Source organism: Leclercia sp. LSNIH1 (assembly GCF_002902985.1).
GTDB lineage: Bacteria > Pseudomonadota > Gammaproteobacteria > Enterobacterales > Enterobacteriaceae > Enterobacter.
Map to the genome: position 1 here is coordinate 909,539 of NZ_CP026167.1, position 21,993 is coordinate 931,531.

Here is a 21,993-nt window from a genome sequence, read left to right on the forward strand (position 1 = left end):
CCACCTCATTAACGTAGCGCAAAGAAAATAGCACCGTGGTTCAGTCTATTACCAGCCCGGAACGAAACGTCTATACTCGCTTCAATTAGCCGGGGGTACGGCGAAAGGATGCAAAAACAATTATGGCTCACACTCATTTATTAGCAGAAAGAATTTCCCGTCTCAGCGGTGCACTGGAGAAAGGGCTCTATGAACGTAGCCACGCCATTCGCCTCTGTTTACTGGCGGCGTTGAGCGGCGAAAGCGTATTTCTGCTGGGGCCGCCCGGCATCGCAAAAAGCCTGATTGCCCGCAGGCTGAAGTTCGCTTTTCAGCACGCCAGGGCGTTTGAATACCTGATGACCCGCTTTTCCACGCCGGAAGAGGTCTTTGGTCCGCTCTCCATTCAGGCGTTAAAAGATGAAGGGCGGTACGAACGGTTAACCACCGGCTATCTGCCGGAAGCGGAAATTGTCTTTCTCGATGAGATCTGGAAAGCCGGCCCGGCGATCCTGAATACCCTGCTTACCGCCATTAACGAACGCCGGTTTCGCAACGGCGCGCATGAGGAGAAAATTCCGATGCGCCTGCTGGTGGCAGCATCCAACGAACTGCCCGAAGCCGACAGCAGCCTCGAAGCCCTGTATGACCGTATGCTGATCCGCCTGTGGCTCGATAAGGTGCAGGACAAAGCGAACTTCCGCTCGCTGCTGACCAGCCAGCAGGATGAAAACGATAACCCGGTGCCTGCCGCATTGCAGGTGACGGACGAGGAGTATCAGCAGTGGCAGCAGGACATTGGCAAAATCACCCTGCCTGATGCGGTGTTCGACTTGGTCTTTATGCTGCGCCAGCAGCTTGATGCCCTGCCGGGGGCGCCTTACGTCTCCGATCGCCGCTGGAAGAAAGCCATCCGCCTGCTGCAGGCCAGCGCGCTGTTCAGCGGTCGCGATGCGGTGGCGCCAATCGATCTGATCCTGCTGAAGGATTGCCTCTGGCACGACGCCAGCGGCATGAATCTGATGCAGCAGCAGCTGGAAATATTGATGACCGGACACGCGTGGGGACAGCAGGAGATGTTGAACCAGCTCGGGGCCATTACCCAGCGCCGCCTTCAGCTTCAGCAGCAGCAGAGCGACAAAACCGCCCTGCGCGTTATCCGTCAGAGCGGCATGTTCGCCCGTCGCCCACACTATGAATTACCGGCAGAACTGAGTGATACCACCCTGACGCTGCTCCTCCAGCAGCCGCTCAAGCTCCACGATATGCAGGTAATTCACATCACCCTCGAGCGGGAAACGCTGGCGCAGTGGCTGACCAAAGGCGGCGAGATCCGCGGCAAACTCAACGGCATTGGTTTCGCCCAGCCGCTCAACATGGAAGTGGACGGCAGCCTGCATCTGGTGATCCGCGACGTCAGTTTGCAGGGATCGCGTCTTGCGCTGCCCGGAACCGCGTCGGAAAGCGTGCCGGAAGAGATCAAACAGCAGCTGGAAGCGCTGGATAATCAGTGGCACCTCCAGCACACGCGCTTCAGCGAGCAGCAAAAATGTCTGTTCATCCACAGCGACTGGCTGGGGCGGATTGAAGCCAGCCTGCAGGATGTGAGCGCGCAGATCAAACAGGCGCGTCAATGCTGACGCTGGATACCCTCAACGTCATGCTTGCCGTCGGCGAGGAGGGCATGATCGAAGAGATCATCCTCACTCTGCTGGCCTCGCCGCAGCTGGCGATCTTTTTCGAAAAATTCCCGCGCCTTAAAACCGCCATTACCGACGATCTTCCTCGTTGGCGGGAAAATCTCCGTAAAAGGCTGAAAGATACCCGCGTCCCGCCGGAACTCACCGAAGAGGTGATGTGTTATCAGCAGAGCCAGTTACTCTCTACCCCCCAGCTTATCGTCCAGCTGCCGCAGATTTTAACCCTGCTGGACAAGGTTCACTCCCCCTTTGCCGGCCAGGCGCGGCAGCTGGTGGTGGATAACGCCACCTTTACCCCCGCCCTGCATACCCTCTTTTTACAGCGCTGGCGGCTGAGCCTGGTGGTGCAGGCCACCTCCCTGAATCAGCAGTTACTGGAAGAGGAGCGCGAACAGCTGCTCAGCGAAGTACAGGAGCGGATGACCCTGGCCGGGGCGCTGGAGCCGGTACTGGTGGAGAATGAAAATTCCGCCGGTCGCCTCTGGGATATGAGCGCCGGTCAGCTCAAGCGGGGGGATCATCAGCTTATCGTTCGCTACGGCGATTTTCTGGCACAGCAGCCGGAGCTGATGCAACTGGCGGAACAGCTGGGCCGTTCGCGGGAGGCGAAGTCGGTGCCAAAAAAGGATGCCCCGCTGGAAACCTTCCGCACCCTGGTGCGCGAACCGGCGACGGTGCCGGAGCAGGTGGACGGACTGCAGCAGAGCGATGACATTCTGCGCCTGCTGCCGCCAGAGCTGGCGACCCTCGGCATCACAGAACTTGAGTACGAATTTTACCGTCGGCTGGTGGAGAAGCAGCTCCTCACTTACCGTCTGCAAGGCGATGCCTGGCGGGAGAAGGTGAGCCAGCGCCCGGCAGTGCATCAGGATTTCGACGAACAACCCCGCGGGCCGTTTATCGTCTGCGTGGATACGTCCGGTTCGATGGGAGGATTCAACGAGCAGTGCGCCAAAGCCTTCTGTCTGGCTCTGATGCGCGTGGCGCTCGCCGACAGACGACGTTGCATTATCATGCTGTTTTCCAGCGAGGTGGTGGGCTACGAACTCTCGGGCCAGCACGGTCTGGAGCAGGCGATCCGTTTCTTAAGCCAGCGCTTTCGCGGCGGTACCGATCTCGCCAGCTGTTTTCGCGCCATTATTGAGCGGATGCAGGGCGGCGAGTGGTATGACGCCGACGCGGTGGTGATTTCAGACTTTATTGCCCAGCGGCTGCCGGAAGAGGTGGTGAGTAAGGTGAAGGTACTGCAGCAGGTCCACCAGCATCGTTTTCATGCCGTGGCGATGTCCACACATGGAAAACCCGGCATCATGCGCATCTTCGATCATATCTGGCGCTTTGATACCGGGTTGCGTAGCCGCCTGCTGCGGCGCTGGAAACGCTAATTACAGCAGGGCGTCGACGCTGTCACGAACCTGCTGCGGCCATACGCCACACTGAACCTGGCCGATATGGGAGAGTTGCAGCAGTAACATGGTCAGACGAGACTGGCCGATACCGCCGCCGATGGTCTGCGGCATCTCGCCACGCAGCAGCGCCTGGTGCCACTCCAGCTTAAGGCGATCTTCATCACCGGTAATAGCCAGCTGGCGCTTCAGCGCCTCGGCATCCACGCGGATCCCCATGGAAGAGAGTTCAAACGCATCTTCCAGCACCGGGTTCCAGACCAGAATATCGCCGTTCAGGCCCGCCAGGCCGCTCTCGCCTTCGCTGCTCCAGTCATCATAATCCGGCGCACGTACATCGTGACGCTGACCATGAGACAGCTTGCCGCCGATCCCGATCAGGAATACGGCCCCTAACTCTTTGGCGATCGCACGCTCACGCCCTTTGGCATCCAGATCCGGGAAGCGGCTCAGCAGCTCCTGGCTGTGAACAAAGTGGATCGTCTCCGGCAGGAACGGGGTCAGGCCAAACTCTTTGCTGACCGCCGCCTCGGTGGCTTTGATCCCGGCATAAATGGCTTCTACCGTCGCTTTCAGCGTACCGGTATGACGTTCGCCATCACCCATAACGCGTTCCCAGTCCCACTGGTCAACGTAAACAGAGTGAATCGCGGTAAGACGGTCTTCATCGGGGCGAAGGGCTTTCATGTGCGTGTAAAGCCCTTCGCCCGCGCTGAAGTCGTGTTGTCCCAGGGTTTGACGCTTCCACTTCGCAAGGGAATGGACCACTTCGAACTGGGCGTCTGGCAGTGTTTTCACTTTCACCTGAACCGCTTTTTCGCAACCAGACAGGTTGTCCTGCGTCCCGTCGCCCACGCGGCTTAAGATAGGTGCCTGGACTTCAACCAGGCCCAGCTTCTCTTCCAGCTGGCGGGAAAAGTGGGATTTAACGAAACTGATCTGGCGTTGTTGTGCGATGTAAGCGGTTTTCATTATTTATACTCCTGCGTCCTGTTGGCATTGATTAAGCAACAAAAAAGAGCCTCTTTCAATAATCCAACAATAAAACTCCCAACTCACTTTTAAATCGCTAAAATTACCCGCTAAAATAGAGTGATTCATTAATCTTCATAAGAAAAAGCTATGGAAAATTATCAGATCGACAATCTGGACCGCGGCATTCTCGAGGCGCTGATGGCTAACGCACGTACCGCCTACGCAGAACTGGCAAAACAGTTTGGCGTCAGCCCGGGGACCATTCACGTGCGCGTAGAGAAGATGAAACAGGCGGGGATCATTACCGGCGCCCATATTGACGTCAGTCCGAAACAGCTGGGGTATGACGTCTGCTGTTTTATCGGCATCATCCTTAAGAGCGCTAAAGACTACCCTTCAGCGCTGGCAAAACTGAATGCGCTGGATGAAGTGACCGAGGCCTACTACACCACCGGCCACTACAGCATCTTTATTAAGGTGATGTGCCGATCGATCGACGCTTTGCAACAGGTACTTATCAACAAGATCCAAACAATCGATGAAATTCAGTCCACCGAGACGTTGATCTCCCTGCAGAACCCGATCATGCGTACCATCCGCCCGTAGCCGGGCAAAATAATTACCACATTTTCCACAGGTAGATCCCAGCTCGTTCACAGCGTACAATGTCCTCCTGTTTATCTGAGCGAGCGATCAATGGCGGACATTACTCTTATTAGCGGCAGCACCCTTGGCGGCGCTGAATATGTCGCGGAACACCTGGCCGAAAAGCTGGAAGACGCGGGCTTTTCTACTGAAACGCTGCATGGACCGTTATTAGAGGATCTCCAGCTCGACGGGATCTGGCTGTTGATCACCTCCACCCACGGTGCGGGGGATCTTCCGGATAACCTTCTTCCTTTATATGAAGAGTTAAAAGAGCAGCAGCCCGACCTGACGAACGTCCGGTTTGGTGCCATTGGTATTGGCAGCCGGGAGTACGACACCTTCTGCGGCGCCGTTGAGAAGGTCGAGACCGAACTGAAGTCCTGCGGGGCACAACAGATCGGTGAAACGCTGAAGATCAACATCCTCGATCATGATATTCCGGAAGATCCAGCCGAACTTTGGCTGGCGGAATGGAAAAATTTACTCAAAACAGATTAAAGATCGTGCGATCAGATGTGGATAACTCTGGTTAAAAGCTTGGATCAACCGGTAGTTATACAAAGAACAACCCGTGATGACTTTTTGTGCTGTGCATAACATCACGATCTGATCCCAGCTTATACGTCACAGGATCACCGATCATTCACAGCAAACGATCCTCTCTAAGCACATGATCTTCTTTGGGAGATCCGGCTTATCCACAGAAACCCGCGATCCTAATAAGAGATCACAATAAAACAGATCTCTAAATAAAAAGATCTTCTTTTTAATAGCCAGGATCCCAGTGCTTTCTCGAACGACTAAAGTTGAGTAGAATCCACGGCCCGGGCTTCAATCCATTTTCTTACCGCTTTACGCGAGGCAGACCACCATGTTTTATCAGGATCCTTTTGACGTCATTATCATTGGCGGGGGTCATGCAGGCACCGAGGCCGCAATGGCCGCGGCGCGAATGGGTCAGCAGACCCTGCTTTTGACACACAATATCGACACGCTAGGACAGATGTCCTGTAATCCGGCGATTGGCGGCATTGGGAAAGGACACCTGGTAAAAGAAGTGGATGCACTTGGCGGCCTGATGGCAACCGCGATCGATCATGCGGGTATCCAGTTTAGGATACTAAACGCGAGCAAAGGCCCCGCCGTTCGGGCGACCCGTGCTCAGGCGGACCGCGTGCTCTACCGCCAGGCCGTACGCACCGCGCTGGAGAATCAGCCGAACCTGATGATCTTCCAGCAGGCGGTTGAGGATCTGATTGTGGAAAACGATCGTGTCGTTGGCGCCGTGACCCAGATGGGTCTGAAGTTCCGTGCCAAAGCCGTCGTGCTGACCGTCGGGACCTTCCTTGACGGCAAAATTCATATCGGACTGGACAACTACAGCGGTGGCCGTGCTGGCGATCCGCCGTCCATTCCCCTTTCACGCCGTCTGCGCGAGCTGCCGCTGCGCGTCAGCCGCCTGAAAACCGGTACGCCACCGCGTATCGACGCCCGCACCATTGATTTCAGCGTGCTGGCCCAACAGCACGGCGATAACCCGATGCCGGTCTTCTCGTTCATGGGTAGCGTGGATCAACATCCGCGCCAGGTGCCGTGCTATGTCACGCACACTAACGAGAAAACACATGACGTGATCCGCAGTAACCTCGATCGCAGCCCGATGTATGCCGGTGTGATCGAAGGGATCGGCCCACGCTACTGCCCGTCGATCGAAGACAAGGTAATGCGCTTCGCCGATCGTAACCAGCACCAGATCTTCCTGGAGCCTGAAGGGCTGACCTCCAACGAGATCTACCCGAACGGTATCTCCACCAGCCTGCCTTTCGACGTGCAGATGCAGATCGTCCGTTCCATGCAGGGGATGGAGAATGCGAAGATCGTCCGTCCGGGCTATGCCATTGAGTATGACTTCTTCGATCCACGTGACCTGAAGCCAACCCTGGAGAGCAAATTTATCCAGGGGCTCTTCTTCGCCGGTCAGATCAACGGCACAACCGGTTACGAAGAGGCTGCCGCTCAGGGGCTGCTGGCTGGTCTGAACGCCGCGCGCTTCTCGGCCGAAAAAGAGGGCTGGGCGCCGGGTCGTTCTCAGGCTTATCTGGGCGTACTGGTGGACGACCTCTGCACCCTCGGCACCAAAGAGCCGTACCGCATGTTTACCTCCCGCGCGGAATACCGTCTGATGCTGCGTGAAGACAACGCCGACCTGCGCCTGACCGAAATCGGTCGTGAGCTGGGGCTGGTGGATGATGCACGCTGGGCGCGCTTCAACGAGAAGCTGGAGAACATCGAGCGTGAACGTCAGCGCCTCAAATCGACCTGGGTCAACCCAACAGCCGAGTCTGTAGACGAAGTGAATGCTCACCTGTCTGCGCCGCTCTCCCGTGAAGCCAGCGGGGAAGATCTGCTCCGCCGTCCGGAGATGACCTACGACCAGCTAATCCAGATGACGCCGTTTGCGCCGGGTCTGGAGGATGTCCAGGCTGCTGAACAGGTCGAAATCCAGGTGAAATACGAAGGCTATATCGCCCGTCAGCAGGATGAGATCGAGAAACAGCAGCGTAACGAGAGTACGATCCTGCCCGCCACGCTGGATTACCGTCTGGTTAACGGCCTCTCCAACGAGGTGATCGCCAAGCTGAATGACCATAAACCGTCGTCTATCGGCCAGGCATCGCGTATTTCAGGCGTCACGCCTGCGGCCATCTCCATTCTGCTGGTGTGGCTGAAAAAACAGGGTATGCTGCGCCGCAGCGCTTAATTGTAAGAACTGCCCGGTGGCGCTGCGCTTACCGGGCCTACAGAATTCCGTAGGGCGGGCTCGCGTAGCGCCACCCGCCCACACCTATCTCAACAGGTATTCGCCGTGCTCAACAAACTCACTCGTCTGCTGGAACAAGCCGGTATTTCGCTCACCGATCACCAGAAAAATCAGCTGGTGGGGTATGTCGACATGCTGAACAAATGGAACAAGGCCTATAATCTCACCTCGGTTCGCGATCCGAACGAGATGCTGATTCGTCACATCCTCGACAGCATCGTGGTGGCGCCGCATCTCAAAGGAGAGCGTTTTATCGACGTGGGAACGGGGCCGGGTCTGCCAGGTATTCCACTCTCTATCGTTCGTCCCGAGAGCCATTTCACGCTGCTGGACAGCCTGGGCAAGCGCGTACGCTTCCTGCGTCAGGTTCAGCATGAACTGAAGCTGGAAAACATTTATCCGGTGCAGAGTAGGGTAGAGGCGTTCCCCGCCGAGCCGCCATTTGATGGTGTGATCAGCCGGGCCTTTGCCTCGCTCAATGACATGATCGACTGGTGTAAGCATCTGCCTGCGGAAAATGGCCGCTTCTATGCCCTGAAAGGGGTGCTGCCGGAAGACGAAATCGCGCAGATGCCTGAAGGTTTTGAGGTGGAAGAGGCGATTAAATTGCATGTTCCCCAGCTGGAAGGCGAGCGTCATCTGGTGATCGTTAAGCCAAAATATTTTTAAAAATATAATAAAAAATGTGGAATTTGTGCTGTTCTTAGGATGTTAAAAATTACGCGACAGGCTAAGAAATAGACAAGGTTAATTTAACCACTTTTTTACTGGGGATTTTCTTTGGGTTAACCTGGACATGTAGTTAACCCAAAAGATAATAAACACCGAAAATATCAGCTTGCTAAAAGTAGGGAAGAGTAATCAGATTGTAATGTTAAATATTTATTAAAAATGTCAATAAAAGGTTTTTGTTGTATACAGGGCTGTTTTGAGAATAGTTGCTGAAATTAATCTTTAATATCATAAAGATGAAATATAACGTTTTACCGCTTTAATTTATTCGACCTTATCGTAAATGTGTATTTTGTGATCTCGTGCACGCTTTATCGTCAACGTTTCCGCGTTGTTTGCAGTTTTGACGCGCCATTCATAGTTTGACGAAAAGTTAAGAAATAGCGCCGGGGAAAAATATTTAAACATTTATTCACCTTTTCGCTACTTATTGTTTGAAATCACGGGGACGCACCGTATAATTTGTCCGCTTTTTGCTGCTTGACTCTGAGCCTTAAAGAACGTTTTATACGACACGCGACATACCTCGAAGTGAGCAGGAGTAAAAACGTGATATCAGTGTCGCTCTTGAGTCGAAACGTTGCTCGTAAGCTTCTGTTCATTCAGTTTCTGGCGGTGATGGCAAGTGGATTGCTGTTCTGCCTCAAAGACCCCTTCTGGGGCATCTCTGCGGTAAGCGGAGGTTTGGCAGTGGTTGTGCCAAACATGTTGTTTATGATTTTTGCCTGGCGTCATCAGGCGCATACACCTGCCAAAGGCCGCATGGCCTGGTCCTTCGCCCTCGGCGAAGTGTGTAAGGTGTTGCTGACCTTTGCCCTCCTGGTGGTGGCGCTGGCGGTTTTTAAAGTGGTATTTTTGCCGCTGATAGTGACGTGGGTTTTGGTGCTGGTGGTACAAATTCTGGCGCCAGCTGTAATCAATAACAAAGGGTAAAAGGCATCATGGCTTCAGAAAATATGACGCCGCAGGATTACATAGGTCACCATCTGAACAACCTTCAGTTGGACTTACGTACATTCTCGCTGGTGGATCCGCATAACCCCCCAGCCACCTTCTGGACGATTAATATCGACTCCATGTTCTTCTCGGTGGTACTGGGTCTGTTGTTCCTGGCCATTTTCCGCGGCGTTGCGAAACGTGCGACCAGCGGCGTTCCAGGGAAATTCCAGACGTTTATCGAAATGATCATTGGCTTTGTCCACGGTAGCGTCAAAGACATGTACCACGGTAAGAGCAAGGTAATTGCACCGCTGGCGCTGACCGTATTTGTCTGGGTCTTCCTGATGAACCTGATGGACCTGCTGCCGATCGACCTGCTGCCGTTTATCGGCGAGCATATCTTCGGTCTGCCTGCGCTGCGTGTGGTGCCGTCTGCTGACGTGAACATCACCCTGTCTATGGCGCTGGGCGTATTCATCCTGATTCTTTTCTACAGCATCAAAATGAAAGGTGTAGGCGGTTTCGTGAAAGAGCTTACCCTGCAGCCGTTCAACCACTGGGCGTTTATTCCGATCAACCTGATTCTGGAAGGCGTTAGCCTGCTGTCCAAACCGATTTCCCTCGGTCTGCGACTGTTCGGCAACATGTATGCGGGTGAGCTGATTTTCATTCTGATCGCGGGTCTTCTGCCGTGGTGGTCACAGTGGGTTCTGAATGTGCCGTGGGCCATTTTCCACATCCTGATCATTACGCTGCAAGCCTTTATCTTCATGGTTCTGACGATCGTCTATCTGTCGATGGCGTCTGAAGAGCACTGATTCTTTACCAACACTACTACGTTTTAACTGAAACAAACTGGAGACTGTCATGGAAAACCTGAATATGGATCTGCTGTACATGGCTGCCGCTGTGATGATGGGTCTGGCGGCTATCGGTGCTGCGATCGGTATCGGCATCCTCGGGGGTAAATTCCTGGAAGGCGCAGCGCGTCAGCCAGATCTGATTCCTCTGCTGCGTACTCAGTTCTTTATCGTTATGGGTCTGGTGGATGCTATCCCGATGATCGCTGTAGGTCTGGGTCTGTACGTGATGTTTGCTGTCGCGTAGTAAGTCGTTTAAACCCTAAGCCACAGTTGTAAATTTAAAGAGGTATTGTGCTGTGAACATGAACGCAACAATCCTCGGCCAGGCCATCGCGTTTGTTATCTTTGTCTGGTTCTGCATGAAGTATGTATGGCCGCCTTTAATGGCTGCCATCGAAAAACGTCAGAAAGAAATTTCTGACGGCCTGGCTTCTGCAGAACGCGCTAAGAAAGATTTGGACCTTGCACAGGCCAACGCGACCGACCAGCTGAAAAAAGCGAAAGCGGAAGCCCAGGTAATCATCGAGCAGGCGAACAAACGTCGTTCTCAGATCCTGGACGAAGCGAAAGCTGAAGCAGAACAGGAACGTACTAAAATCGTGACACAAGCGCAGGCAGAAATTGATGCCGAGCGTAAACGTGCTCGCGAAGAGCTGCGTAAGCAGGTCGCGATTCTGGCTGTTGCTGGCGCCGAGAAGATCATCGAACGTTCCGTGGATGAAGCTGCTAACAGCGACATCGTGGACAAACTTGTCGCTGAACTGTAAGGAGGGAGGGGCTGATGTCTGAATTTGTTACGGTAGCTCGCCCCTACGCCAAAGCAGCTTTTGACTTTGCTATCGAACACCAAAATGTCGATCGCTGGCAGAACATGCTGGCGTTTGCCGCTGAGGTAACGAAAAACGAACATATGGCTGAGATGCTTTCTGGCGCCCTGGCGCCTGAAACCCTCGCCGATTCGTTCATCGCCATTTGCGGTGAGCAGCTGGACGCCAACGGCCAGAACCTGATTCGGGTAATGGCAGAAAATGGTCGTCTGAAAGCGCTCCCGGATGTTCTCGAGCAGTTTGAGCACTTGCGTGCCCTCAGTGAAGCCACTGTTGAAGTTCACGTAACTTCTGCGACTGAACTGAGTAACGAACAGCTTGCGAAAATCACCGCCGCGATGGAAAAACGTCTGTCACGCAAAGTGAAGCTGAATTGCAATATCGATAAGTCTGTAATGGCAGGCGTAATCATCCGTGCGGGTGATATGGTCATTGATGGCAGCGTACGCGGCCGTCTTGAGCGCCTTGCAGACGTCTTGCAGTCTTAAGGGGACTGGAGCATGCAACTGAATTCCACCGAAATCAGCGAACTGATCAAGCAGCGCATTGCTCAGTTCAGTGTTGTGAGTGAAGCTCACAACGAAGGTACTATTGTTTCTGTAAGCGACGGTGTTATCCGCATCCACGGCCTGGCCGATTGTATGCAGGGTGAAATGATCTCCCTGCCGGGTAACCGTTACGCTATCGCACTGAACCTGGAGCGCGACTCCGTAGGTGCAGTTGTGATGGGTCCTTACGCTGACCTCGCCGAAGGCATGAAGGTTAAGTGTACTGGCCGTATTCTTGAAGTTCCAGTTGGCCGCGGCCTGCTGGGTCGCGTGGTGAACACCCTGGGTGCGCCAATCGACGGTAAAGGTCCGGTTGAGCACGATGGCTTCTCCCCAATCGAAGTTATCGCACCGGGCGTAATCGATCGTCAGTCCGTCGACCAGCCGGTACAGACCGGTTATAAATCCGTTGACGCCATGATCCCAATCGGCCGTGGCCAGCGTGAGCTGATCATCGGTGACCGTCAGACCGGTAAAACCGCGATGGCAATCGATGCGATCATCAACCAGCGCGATTCCGGCATCAAATGTGTGTACGTAGCTATTGGCCAGAAAGCGTCCACCATCTCTAACGTGGTGCGTAAACTGGAAGAGCACGGCGCGCTGTCCAACACCATCGTTGTTGTGGCGACCGCTTCTGAATCTGCTGCACTGCAATACCTGGCACCGTATGCCGGTTGCGCAATGGGCGAATACTTCCGTGACCGCGGTGAAGATGCACTGATCGTATACGATGACCTGTCTAAACAGGCTGTTGCTTACCGTCAGGTTTCCCTGCTGCTCCGTCGTCCACCTGGACGTGAAGCATTCCCGGGCGACGTATTCTATCTGCACTCCCGTCTGCTGGAGCGTGCATCCCGCGTTAACGCGGAATACGTTGAGAACTTCACCAAAGGTGAAGTGAAGGGTAAAACGGGCTCTCTGACCGCTCTGCCGATCATTGAAACCCAGGCGGGTGACGTTTCTGCGTTCGTTCCGACCAACGTAATCTCCATTACCGATGGTCAGATCTTCCTGGAAACCAACCTGTTTAACTCCGGTATTCGTCCGGCGGTTAACCCGGGTATCTCCGTATCCCGTGTGGGTGGTGCAGCGCAGACCAAGATCATCAAGAAACTGTCCGGTGGTATCCGTACCGCACTGGCACAGTATCGTGAACTGGCAGCGTTCTCCCAGTTTGCATCCGATCTTGACGATGCAACCCGTAAACAGCTTGACCACGGTCAGAAAGTGACCGAGCTGCTGAAACAGAAACAGTATGCCCCTATGTCAGTCGCACAGCAGGGCCTGGTACTGTTCGCAGCAGAACGTGGTTATCTGGGGGATGTAGAACTGGCGAAAATCGGTAGCTTTGAAGCCGCACTGCTGGCTTACGCTGACCGTGACCATGCTCCACTGATGCAAGAGATCAACCAGTCCGGTGGCTATAACGACGAAATCGAAGGCAAGCTGAAGAGCCTGCTCGATTCCTTCAAAGCAACCCAGTCCTGGTAACGTCTGGCGGTCTGTCTTAGGACAGACCGCAAGGCATTGAGGAGAAGCTCATGGCCGGCGCAAAAGAGATACGTAGTAAGATCGCAAGCGTCCAGAACACGCAAAAGATCACTAAAGCGATGGAGATGGTCGCCGCTTCCAAAATGCGTAAATCGCAGGAACGTATGGCGGCCAGCCGTCCTTATGCAGATACCATGCGCAAAGTGATTGGTCACCTTGCGAGCGGTAATCTGGAATATAAGCACCCTTACCTGGAAGAACGCGACGTTAAGCGCGTGGGCTACCTGGTGGTGTCTACCGACCGTGGTTTGTGTGGCGGCTTGAACATTAACCTGTTCAAAAAACTGCTGGCGGATATGAAAGCATGGTCCGATAAAGGCGTTCAAAGCGATATCGCGATGATCGGCTCTAAGGGCGTCTCTTTCTTTAATTCCGTAGGCGGCAATATCGTCGCCCAGGTGACCGGTATGGGTGATAACCCGTCCCTGTCCGAACTGATCGGTCCGGTTAAAGTGATGTTGCAGGCCTATGATGAAGGCCGTCTGGACAGGCTGTACGTTGTAAACAACAAATTTATTAACACCATGTCACAGGTTCCGACCCTCACTCAGCTGCTGCCGTTACCGGCATCAGAAGATGAAGAGTTACAGCATAAAGCCTGGGATTACCTGTATGAACCGGATCCAAAACCGCTGCTGGATACCTTGCTGCGTCGTTATGTTGAATCTCAGGTTTATCAGGGCGTGGTAGAAAACCTGGCTAGCGAGCAGGCCGCACGTATGGTGGCGATGAAAGCCGCTACCGATAATGGTGGCAGCCTGATCAAAGAGCTGCAGTTGGTATACAACAAAGCTCGTCAGGCCAGCATTACTCAGGAACTCACCGAGATCGTCTCGGGGGCCGCCGCGGTTTAACCAGGTTTACGAATTACGTAGAGGATTCAAGATGGCTACTGGAAAGATTGTCCAGGTAATCGGCGCCGTAGTTGACGTCGAATTCCCTCAGGATGCCGTACCGCGCGTGTACGATGCTCTTGAGGTTCAGAATGGTAACGAAAATCTGGTGCTGGAAGTTCAGCAGCAGCTCGGTGGCGGTATCGTGCGTACCATCGCCATGGGTTCTTCCGACGGTCTGCGTCGTGGTCTGGAAGTAAAAGACCTTGAGCACCCAATTGAAGTACCAGTAGGTAAAGCAACCCTGGGTCGTATCATGAACGTCCTGGGTCAGCCGATCGACATGAAAGGCGATATCGGCGAAGAAGAGCGTTGGGCTATCCACCGTTCAGCACCTTCCTATGAAGAGCTGTCCAGCTCTCAGGAACTGCTGGAAACCGGCATCAAAGTTATCGACCTGATGTGTCCGTTTGCGAAGGGCGGTAAAGTTGGTCTGTTCGGTGGTGCGGGTGTAGGTAAAACCGTAAACATGATGGAGCTGATCCGTAACATCGCGATCGAGCACTCCGGTTACTCCGTGTTTGCGGGCGTAGGTGAGCGTACTCGTGAGGGTAACGACTTCTACCACGAAATGACCGACTCTAACGTTCTGGATAAAGTATCCCTGGTTTACGGTCAGATGAACGAGCCACCTGGAAACCGTCTGCGCGTTGCGCTGACCGGTCTGACCATGGCTGAGAAATTCCGTGACGAAGGTCGTGACGTACTGCTGTTCGTCGACAACATCTACCGTTACACCCTGGCCGGTACGGAAGTATCCGCACTGCTGGGTCGTATGCCATCAGCGGTAGGCTACCAGCCGACCCTGGCGGAAGAGATGGGTGTTCTGCAGGAACGTATCACCTCAACCAAAACCGGTTCTATTACCTCCGTTCAGGCGGTATACGTACCTGCGGATGACTTGACTGACCCATCCCCAGCAACCACCTTTGCGCACTTAGACGCAACCGTGGTACTGAGCCGTCAGATCGCGTCTCTGGGTATCTACCCGGCCGTTGACCCGCTGGACTCCACCAGCCGTCAGCTGGATCCACTGGTAGTAGGTCAGGAACACTACGACACCGCGCGTGGCGTACAGTCCCTGCTGCAGCGTTATCAGGAACTGAAAGACATCATTGCCATCCTGGGTATGGATGAACTGTCTGAAGAAGACAAACTGGTGGTAGCACGTGCGCGTAAGATCCAGCGCTTCCTGTCCCAGCCGTTCTTCGTAGCAGAAGTATTTACCGGTTCTCCGGGCAAATACGTTGCGCTGAAAGACACCATCCGTGGCTTTAAAGGCATCATGGAAGGCGAATACGATCACCTGCCGGAGCAGGCGTTCTATATGGTGGGTTCCATCGACGAAGCCGTAGAAAAAGCCAAAAAACTTTAACGCCTTAATCGGAGGGTGATATGGCAATGACTTACCACCTGGACGTCGTCAGCGCAGAGCAACAAATGTTCTCTGGTCTGGTCGAGAAAATCCAGGTAACGGGTAGCGAAGGTGAACTGGGTATTTTCCCGGGTCACGCCCCGCTGCTCACCGCCATTAAGCCTGGTATGATCCGCATCGTTAAACAGTTCGGTCATGAAGAGTTTATCTATCTGTCTGGCGGCATTATTGAAGTGCAGCCTGGTAGCGTGACCGTACTGGCTGATACCGCAATTCGTGGCCAGGATCTCGACGAAGCACGAGCTCTGGAATCGAAGCGTAAAGCAGAAGAGCACATTAAGAGCTCTCATGGCGACGTGGATTACGCTCAGGCGTCTGCAGAGCTGGCCAAAGCGATCGCGAAACTGCGCGTTATCGAGTTGACCAAAAAAGCGATGTAACACCGGCTTGAAAGCACGAAAGCCAGTCTGGTCTTCAGACTGGCTTTTTTTATGGATCTGTTTCAGTAAATCTGAAACTAAAACGATGTTTTATTATTTTGTGATTTATCTCACAAAAAGATTGATCGGCAGAATTGTCAGGAGTAGACTTCGTTTTGTGATGAATGTCACATAACTGAACTCCAAAAATATCAGGATGCCATCATGAAAACGATCAACAAAATCATCGCCCTTTTCAGCAACATGAACGTCTCTTTCGGTACGTTCAACCACTAAGTGCTGATATGCCGGGTGGCGCCACGCTTACCGTAGTGTGATAAGCGAAGCGCCTCTCTGGTACCTACATTTTTACCTGCGTTTTATCCAGTTCCTTCCCTTCACTGTTCGCGCTTCTGCCCTTCGCGATAAAGTAGTTCGTGTTATCAACGTTTCCTGTCACCGCATCGTCGTACTCGCCTGGCTGATTACGGATCGATACGTTGCCGGTAAAGGTTCCCTGAGTTGTCACATCGCCGTATGGGCTTGGACGGAAGATGTAGTTAAAGCGCTGGTTATCTACCGCGATATTGTTCTCCACCACCAGCCTGCCGGGGTTAAAGTTATCGGTGAAGCCGTCCAGGTGATTGCCCGTGGCTTTGCTGTTGCGGATCTGATGCGCCACAGGCTGCCCTTCTCCGCCGAGCTTAAAGCCGTTACTGGTATTGTTGCTGGCAACCGAGTTCTCGATCACGACCACGCCGTTTGCGCCATCTTCAATCTTGTTGAACAGGTCAAAACCGTCGTCGATATTGTCATGAGAATAGCAACGCTCCAGCCGGTTACCTTCCCCTACCCGCATTTTCACCGCGAAGCCATCGGCGTTAATCTTGCCGGGATCTTCATTGCCGTAAGATTCAGAATCCACAACCCGGTTATAGCTTGCCCATAATGGCCGGCCAATCTTATCCGGGGAGGAGATCTGGATCCCGGTATCGTCATTGCGGTAGGCCGTGACGCGCTCGATCAGGTTATGGCTACCCTGAACGCGCAGACTTTTGCCGGTCACGTCGATACCGTTGATATGCCAGTAGCTGGCATCAAGCAACAGGCCGTGGATCACCACTTTCCCGTCTGCCTGCAAGGTTTTGAGTTTATCGCTGCTGCCGCTGGCAGCGACGGGGATCTCACTCTGCGGGTAATCGCCGCTTTTCAGCACCAGCTTGCCGCCGGGCGCCAGCAGGGCGATGGCGGTGGCGAGATCCAGTGGCGCATCGGCAGTGCCTTGTGCATCCGCTTTTCCGTCCGGAGCGGCATACAGGTGCGTCGTATCTCTGTCTGCAATGCGTTCGACGGTGAGCTGCTGGTTCACTGGCGTGCCATGAGCAGGCGTAAAGGTCACCGTGAAGGTGCTGGTCTGCTCCAGGCGGGCTGGCAGGGTGTACATCTCGCCTGCTTTCACCGCTTTCTCATTACCGATCACCACTTCGTTTTGTCTTACGCTAAATACCCCGTCCTCATTAGCGCGCGCCTGCAGCAGGTAATCTGGCGAAGCGCTGACCGTACCGGACGCCAGCTGCACCACGACCGGCAGTGGCTCTGCCTGCCAGGGCTCCGAAGGCACGGTATGGGCGCTGGTGGTGATGAGCGAGGCGTTAGTGACCGTAATTTTGGCATTGCGGGAGGCAAAAAAGCCGACGTAATAGTGGTCCTTGTTCTGTACCGAAATCAGGTCAGCGCGCGGCACGCGCTTGCTCACCCAGGTGTCGCTGTCCAGCGGGGCCCAGGCGGTAATAAAGCCGTCGTCGGTGCGCTGGAGTTTCAGGCGAAATTCCGGCGTCTGGCTCAGATCCACCTCTTCCTTGTAACTCTGTTTTTTAATGGCGGCTCCGGCATCACCCCACGGATGGCTGATCCCCTCCCGGGTGATAGCCTGCATTTTTACCCGCTGATGGTCTTTTTTATCCTGGGTCATGATGGCGTTCATCACCTGATTCGATGCCGCCGGAAACTCTTCATAACCCATTTTTAGCGGTTGCTGGCGCGGGTTGCCGAGGACATCACGTACCAGCAGTCCGGCGCCCTCCTGCGCGGCAGGTTTCGCGCCATTCTCCGGCCCAAACTGGTCGACCCGGACAGTGGCCTGCAAAACAAAATTTTCTCCCGTCGGCAGCTCGGTATAGAAAAACGTTAAGCCGTCGTGAGAGTTGGCGATTTTGCCGCCCCGGCTTTCCAGGGTGATGGCTTTTGCCAGGTCAGCGCTCTCCTGGGGCGAGAGCTTTTTCCCGTCGATGGTCACATCATTGACGCCGATTTTCTCGGGCAGCACGTTGGAGGAAAAATTCAGATCCGTTGATTGCCCAAAGGCAATGGCTTTCCAGACATGAGGTTGTTCTGTTGCCATAGCGGAAAAGGCGCTAAACATCATCAGGGCCAGAGGTATTTTAGACTTCATCTTATTCTCCTGAGTAATAATTGAGCGCTATTATCATCAGAATAAAACAGTGTTTCTTTTTTGTGTGTCACACATTCAGATAATTAAAACAGTGTTTTGCTTATAACAGGCTTTATTAATAGAGCGAAAAAATAGCTAACATGTTGGGAGGGCTGGAGAGTTCGCTAAAGGGCGCTATATTTCACAGGCAAAGCCCTTTAATCTGCGGTAAAAAGGACCTTTAAGTTGCCCGAAACAGGCAACGTTGTGCGTTTTACCGCCACTCCATTTTTTGGCGCAAAATATGTAGAATTTTCAACGCCAAAGGGTTTTACTTTTCACTCAAATTACAGTCAGGACGTGTATGTTGAACACAGCAATGAGCGTGGTCATCCTTGCCGCAGGCAAAGGCACCCGCATGTATTCCGATCTTCCTAAAGTGCTGCACACCCTTGCAGGGAAAGCGATGGTGCAGCATGTCATTGACGCCGCTAACGATCTTGGCGCCAGCCAGGTGCATCTGGTCTACGGTCACGGCGGCGATCTGCTGAAGCAGACGCTACGCGATGACAAACTCAACTGGGTTCTGCAGGCAGAACAGCTGGGCACCGGCCACGCCATGCAGCAGGCCTCCCCGTTCTTCTCTGACGACGAAGACATCCTGATGCTCTACGGCGACGTGCCGTTGATCTCCGTTGAGACGCTGACCCGCCTGCGTGCTGCAAAACCGCAGGGCGGGATCGGTCTGCTGACCGTTAAGCTGGACGATCCAACCGGTTATGGCCGTATCACCCGTGATAACGGCAAGGTGACGGGCATCGTTGAGCACAAAGATGCCACCGAGGCACAGCGTGAAATTCAGGAAATTAACACCGGCATTCTGATCGCCAACGGCGCGGACATGAAGCGCTGGCTGTCACAGCTGAACAACAATAACGCCCAGGGCGAATTCTACATTACCGATATCATCGCGATGGCGTATCAGGAAGGCCGCGAGATCGCTGCCGTTCATCCGGATCGCTTAAGCGAAGTGGAAGGGGTGAACAACCGTCTTCAGCTGTCCCGTCTGGAGCGCGTATATCAGTCCGAGCAGGCTGAAAAGCTGCTGCTGGCGGGCGTGATGCTGCGCGATCCAGCGCGTTTCGATCTGCGTGGGGTGCTGAGCCACGGGCGCGACGTCGAAATCGATACTAACGTTATTCTGGAAGGCAACGTAACGCTGGGTAACCGCGTCAAAATTGGCGCCGGTTGTGTGATTAAAAACAGCGTCATTGGCGACGACTGCGAAATCAGCCCTTATAGCGTGGTTGAAGATGCTCATCTCTCCGCCGCCTGCACTATCGGGCCGTTCGCCCGTCTGCGTCCGGGCGCTGAGCTGCTGGAAGGCGCACATGTCGGCAACTTCGTCGAAATGAAAAAGGCGCGTCTGGGCAAAGGCTCGAAAGCTGGCCATCTGACCTATCTGGGCGATGCGGAGATTGGCGATAACGTGAATATCGGCGCCGGGACTATCACCTGTAACTATGACGGTGCGAACAAGTTTAAAACCATTATTGGTGACGACGTGTTTGTGGGATCGGATTCACAGCTGGTGGCGCCAGTGACGATTGGTAAAGGCGTAACCATTGCGGCGGGCACGACCGTTACCCGCAATGTGGCGGAGAACGAGCTGGTGTTAAGCCGTGTGCCGCAGGTGCATAAGCAGGGCTGGAAACGCCCGGTGAAGAAAAAGTAAGTGGATTATTTCCTCTCCCCCTCCGGGAGAGGGTTCGGGATGAGGGGATAACATAATCCCCCGCCCATCAGCAGTACCCATAAATATAACCCCACTCTCTACAAGGCTCGGGGCGCCCGGAAAGGGCAAAACAGGTCAGCGACAACGCAGGCGAAAGCCTCTATTCGGAATCTAAAACTATGTGTGGAATTGTTGGCGCAGTCGCGCAGCGTGATATTGCTGAAATCCTTCTCGAAGGTTTACGTCGTCTGGAATACCGTGGTTATGACTCTGCCGGTCTGGCAGTGGTGGATGCAGAAGGGAATATGACCCGTCTGCGTCGCCTCGGTAAAGTAAACATGCTGGCACAGGCCGCGGAAGAGAACCCGCTGCACGGTGGCACAGGTATTGCCCATACCCGCTGGGCGACCCACGGTGAACCTTCGGAAGGCAACGCGCACCCGCACGTCTCTGAACACATTGTGGTGGTGCATAACGGCATCATCGAAAACCATGAACCGCTGCGTGAAGAGCTTATCGCGCGTGGTTACACCTTCGTCTCTGAAACCGACACCGAAGTGATTGCCCACCTGGTTCACTGGGAGCTGGAGCAGGGCGGTACGCTGCGTGAGGCCGTACTGCGTGCGATCCCACAGCTGCGCGGCGCCTACGGCACCGTGATCATGGACAGCCGCGACCCGTCTACCCTGCTGGCAGCCCGCTCTGGCAGCCCGATGGTGATTGGCCTGGGGATGGGGGAGAACTTTATCGCCTCCGATCAGCTGGCGCTGCTGCCGGTGACCCGTCGCTTTATCTTCATGGAAGAGGGCGATATTGCAGAAGTGACCCGCCGTGACGTCAAAATCTTTGATAAATCTGGCGAGCCGGTAAAACGTCAGGATATCGAATCCAACCTGCAGTACGACGCGGGTGATAAAGGCGCTTACCGTCACTACATGCAGAAAGAGATCTACGAGCAGCCGAACGCCATCAAAAACACCCTGACCGGGCGTATCAGCCACGGCGAAGTGGATTTGAGCGAACTGGGGGCTAACGCCAACGAAATGCTGGCAAAAGTTGAGCACATTCAGATCGTGGCCTGCGGCACCTCTTACAACTCCGGTATGGTTTCCCGCTACTGGTTTGAAGCGCTGGCAGGCGTGCCGTGCGACGTGGAGATCGCCTCCGAGTTCCGCTATCGCAAATCAGCCGTGCGTCGTAACAGCCTGATGATCACCCTGTCTCAGTCCGGCGAAACCGCTGATACCCTGGCGGCGCTGCGTCTCTCCAAAGAGCTGGGCTATCTGGGCTCGCTGGCCATCTGCAACGTACCGGGCTCCTCGCTGGTGCGTGAGTCTGACCTGGCGCTGATGACCAAAGCCGGTACCGAAATCGGCGTGGCCTCCACCAAAGCGTTCACCACTCAGCTGACGGTCCTGCTGATGCTGGTGGCGAAACTGGCCCGTCTGAAAGGTCAGGATGCGGCGATTGAGCACGATATTGTGCACGGTCTGCAGGCGCTGCCGAGCCGTATTGAGCAGATGCTCTCCCAGGACAAGCGCATTGAAGCGCTGGCGGAAGATTTCTCCGACAAGCATCACGCCCTGTTCCTGGGTCGTGGCGATCAGTATCCGATTGCTCTGGAAGGCGCCCTGAAGCTCAAAGAGATCTCCTATATCCACGCTGAAGCCTACGCGGCAGGTGAGCTGAAACACGGCCCACTGGCGCTGATCGATGCGGATATGCCGGTTATCGTGGTGGCACCGAACAACGAACTGCTGGAAAAACTGAAGTCCAACATCGAAGAAGTCCGCGCCCGTGGCGGCGTGCTCTATGTCTTCGCGGATCAGGATGCCGGCTTTACCAGCAGCGACAACATGCACATCATCGAGATGCCGCATGTGGAAGAGGTCATTGCTCCTATCTTCTATACCGTTCCGCTGCAGCTGCTGGCTTACCACGTCGCCCTGATCAAAGGCACCGACGTCGACCAGCCGCGTAACCTGGCGAAGTCCGTTACCGTAGAGTAATCCTCTCAGGCTCCACCTTCGGGTGGAGCTTTTTTTATCCTTCCTGCCCGTTTTTTCGCCTGCTTTTTTGCCCTGCGTTCTATGACAATCTGTCATCTTCGGCTATTTTTTTTAGTGTCACAGAAAGAAAATTTTTCTG

At 54.3% G+C, this 21,993-nt stretch carries 19 protein-coding genes; 17 read left to right on the plus strand and 2 right to left on the minus strand.

Going from position 1 to position 21,993, the window contains the following annotated elements; all coding sequences use genetic code 11:
• Nucleotides 1-122: 122 nt before the first annotated feature.
• On the plus strand, nucleotides 123-1,619 hold the full coding sequence (gene ravA / locus C2U54_RS04670; protein WP_103177599.1) for an ATPase RavA: 1,497 nt from the start codon (nucleotides 123-125) through the stop codon (nucleotides 1,617-1,619).
• The gene (gene viaA, locus C2U54_RS04675; RefSeq protein WP_103177600.1) at nucleotides 1,613-3,064 is read left to right on the plus strand and encodes an ATPase RavA stimulator ViaA; all 1,452 of its coding nucleotides are present in this window, start codon (nucleotides 1,613-1,615) and stop codon (nucleotides 3,062-3,064) included. The genes ravA and viaA overlap by 7 nt, the downstream gene beginning before the upstream one ends.
• Here the strand turns inward: viaA and asnA are convergent, their stop codons facing one another.
• Entirely contained in the window at nucleotides 3,065-4,057 is a 993-nt protein-coding gene (asnA, locus tag C2U54_RS04680; protein WP_103177601.1) for an aspartate--ammonia ligase, read from the minus strand.
• Nucleotides 4,058-4,207: 150 nt separating this feature from the next.
• On the opposite strand from asnA, the gene asnC reads away from it, so the two are divergent.
• From asnC to C2U54_RS04745, 13 genes are all read left to right on the plus strand, one after another.
• Nucleotides 4,208-4,666: a transcriptional regulator AsnC gene (gene asnC / locus C2U54_RS04685; RefSeq protein ID WP_032615488.1), complete on the plus strand. Its 459-nt coding sequence runs from the start codon at nucleotides 4,208-4,210 to the stop codon at nucleotides 4,664-4,666.
• Nucleotides 4,667-4,756: 90 nt separating this feature from the next.
• A complete protein-coding gene (mioC, locus tag C2U54_RS04690; protein WP_103177602.1) occupies nucleotides 4,757-5,206 on the plus strand; it encodes an FMN-binding protein MioC in 450 nt (149 codons plus the stop codon).
• Nucleotides 5,207-5,579: 373 nt separating this feature from the next.
• The gene (mnmG, locus tag C2U54_RS04695; protein ID WP_103177603.1) at nucleotides 5,580-7,469 is read left to right on the plus strand and encodes a tRNA uridine-5-carboxymethylaminomethyl(34) synthesis enzyme MnmG; all 1,890 of its coding nucleotides are present in this window, start codon (nucleotides 5,580-5,582) and stop codon (nucleotides 7,467-7,469) included.
• Between the two features lie 105 nt (nucleotides 7,470-7,574).
• Nucleotides 7,575-8,198, plus strand: coding sequence for a 16S rRNA (guanine(527)-N(7))-methyltransferase RsmG (rsmG, locus tag C2U54_RS04700; protein WP_103177604.1), 624 nt, complete (start codon nucleotides 7,575-7,577; stop codon nucleotides 8,196-8,198).
• A 615-nt stretch (nucleotides 8,199-8,813) separates the two neighbouring features.
• Nucleotides 8,814-9,194, plus strand: coding sequence for a F0F1 ATP synthase subunit I (gene atpI, locus C2U54_RS04705; RefSeq protein WP_103181004.1), 381 nt, complete (start codon nucleotides 8,814-8,816; stop codon nucleotides 9,192-9,194).
• 8 nt (nucleotides 9,195-9,202) lie between these two features.
• Nucleotides 9,203-10,018: a F0F1 ATP synthase subunit A gene (gene atpB / locus C2U54_RS04710; RefSeq protein ID WP_103177605.1), complete on the plus strand. Its 816-nt coding sequence runs from the start codon at nucleotides 9,203-9,205 to the stop codon at nucleotides 10,016-10,018.
• A 49-nt stretch (nucleotides 10,019-10,067) separates the two neighbouring features.
• On the plus strand, nucleotides 10,068-10,307 hold the full coding sequence (atpE, locus tag C2U54_RS04715) for a F0F1 ATP synthase subunit C (RefSeq protein ID WP_000429386.1): 240 nt from the start codon (nucleotides 10,068-10,070) through the stop codon (nucleotides 10,305-10,307).
• Nucleotides 10,308-10,359: 52 nt separating this feature from the next.
• Nucleotides 10,360-10,830, plus strand: a complete 471-nt coding sequence (gene atpF, locus C2U54_RS04720) for a F0F1 ATP synthase subunit B (protein ID WP_032615498.1) — start codon at nucleotides 10,360-10,362, stop codon at nucleotides 10,828-10,830.
• 14 nt (nucleotides 10,831-10,844) lie between these two features.
• A complete protein-coding gene (gene atpH / locus C2U54_RS04725) occupies nucleotides 10,845-11,378 on the plus strand; it encodes a F0F1 ATP synthase subunit delta (protein ID WP_103177606.1) in 534 nt (177 codons plus the stop codon).
• 12 nt (nucleotides 11,379-11,390) lie between these two features.
• On the plus strand, nucleotides 11,391-12,932 hold the full coding sequence (gene atpA, locus C2U54_RS04730) for a F0F1 ATP synthase subunit alpha (RefSeq protein ID WP_103177607.1): 1,542 nt from the start codon (nucleotides 11,391-11,393) through the stop codon (nucleotides 12,930-12,932).
• Nucleotides 12,933-12,982: 50 nt separating this feature from the next.
• Entirely contained in the window at nucleotides 12,983-13,846 is an 864-nt protein-coding gene (atpG, locus tag C2U54_RS04735) for a F0F1 ATP synthase subunit gamma (protein ID WP_103177608.1), read from the plus strand.
• Between the two features lie 31 nt (nucleotides 13,847-13,877).
• On the plus strand, nucleotides 13,878-15,260 hold the full coding sequence (gene atpD / locus C2U54_RS04740) for a F0F1 ATP synthase subunit beta (protein WP_103177609.1): 1,383 nt from the start codon (nucleotides 13,878-13,880) through the stop codon (nucleotides 15,258-15,260).
• 20 nt (nucleotides 15,261-15,280) lie between these two features.
• A complete protein-coding gene (locus C2U54_RS04745) occupies nucleotides 15,281-15,700 on the plus strand; it encodes a F0F1 ATP synthase subunit epsilon (protein ID WP_039032217.1) in 420 nt (139 codons plus the stop codon).
• A 340-nt stretch (nucleotides 15,701-16,040) separates the two neighbouring features.
• On the opposite strand, the gene C2U54_RS04750 is transcribed toward C2U54_RS04745, so the two are convergent.
• Entirely contained in the window at nucleotides 16,041-18,131 is a 2,091-nt protein-coding gene (locus tag C2U54_RS04750) for a right-handed parallel beta-helix repeat-containing protein (RefSeq protein ID WP_103177610.1), read from the minus strand.
• A gap of 343 nt (nucleotides 18,132-18,474) precedes the next feature.
• Between C2U54_RS04750 and glmU the strand changes: the two genes are divergently transcribed.
• Together glmU and glmS are read left to right on the plus strand one after the other, a co-directional pair.
• The gene (gene glmU, locus C2U54_RS04755) at nucleotides 18,475-19,845 is read left to right on the plus strand and encodes a bifunctional UDP-N-acetylglucosamine diphosphorylase/glucosamine-1-phosphate N-acetyltransferase GlmU (protein ID WP_103177611.1); all 1,371 of its coding nucleotides are present in this window, start codon (nucleotides 18,475-18,477) and stop codon (nucleotides 19,843-19,845) included.
• Between the two features lie 179 nt (nucleotides 19,846-20,024).
• Nucleotides 20,025-21,854: a glutamine--fructose-6-phosphate transaminase (isomerizing) gene (gene glmS, locus C2U54_RS04760; protein ID WP_103177612.1), complete on the plus strand. Its 1,830-nt coding sequence runs from the start codon at nucleotides 20,025-20,027 to the stop codon at nucleotides 21,852-21,854.
• Nucleotides 21,855-21,993: the final 139 nt, after the last annotated feature.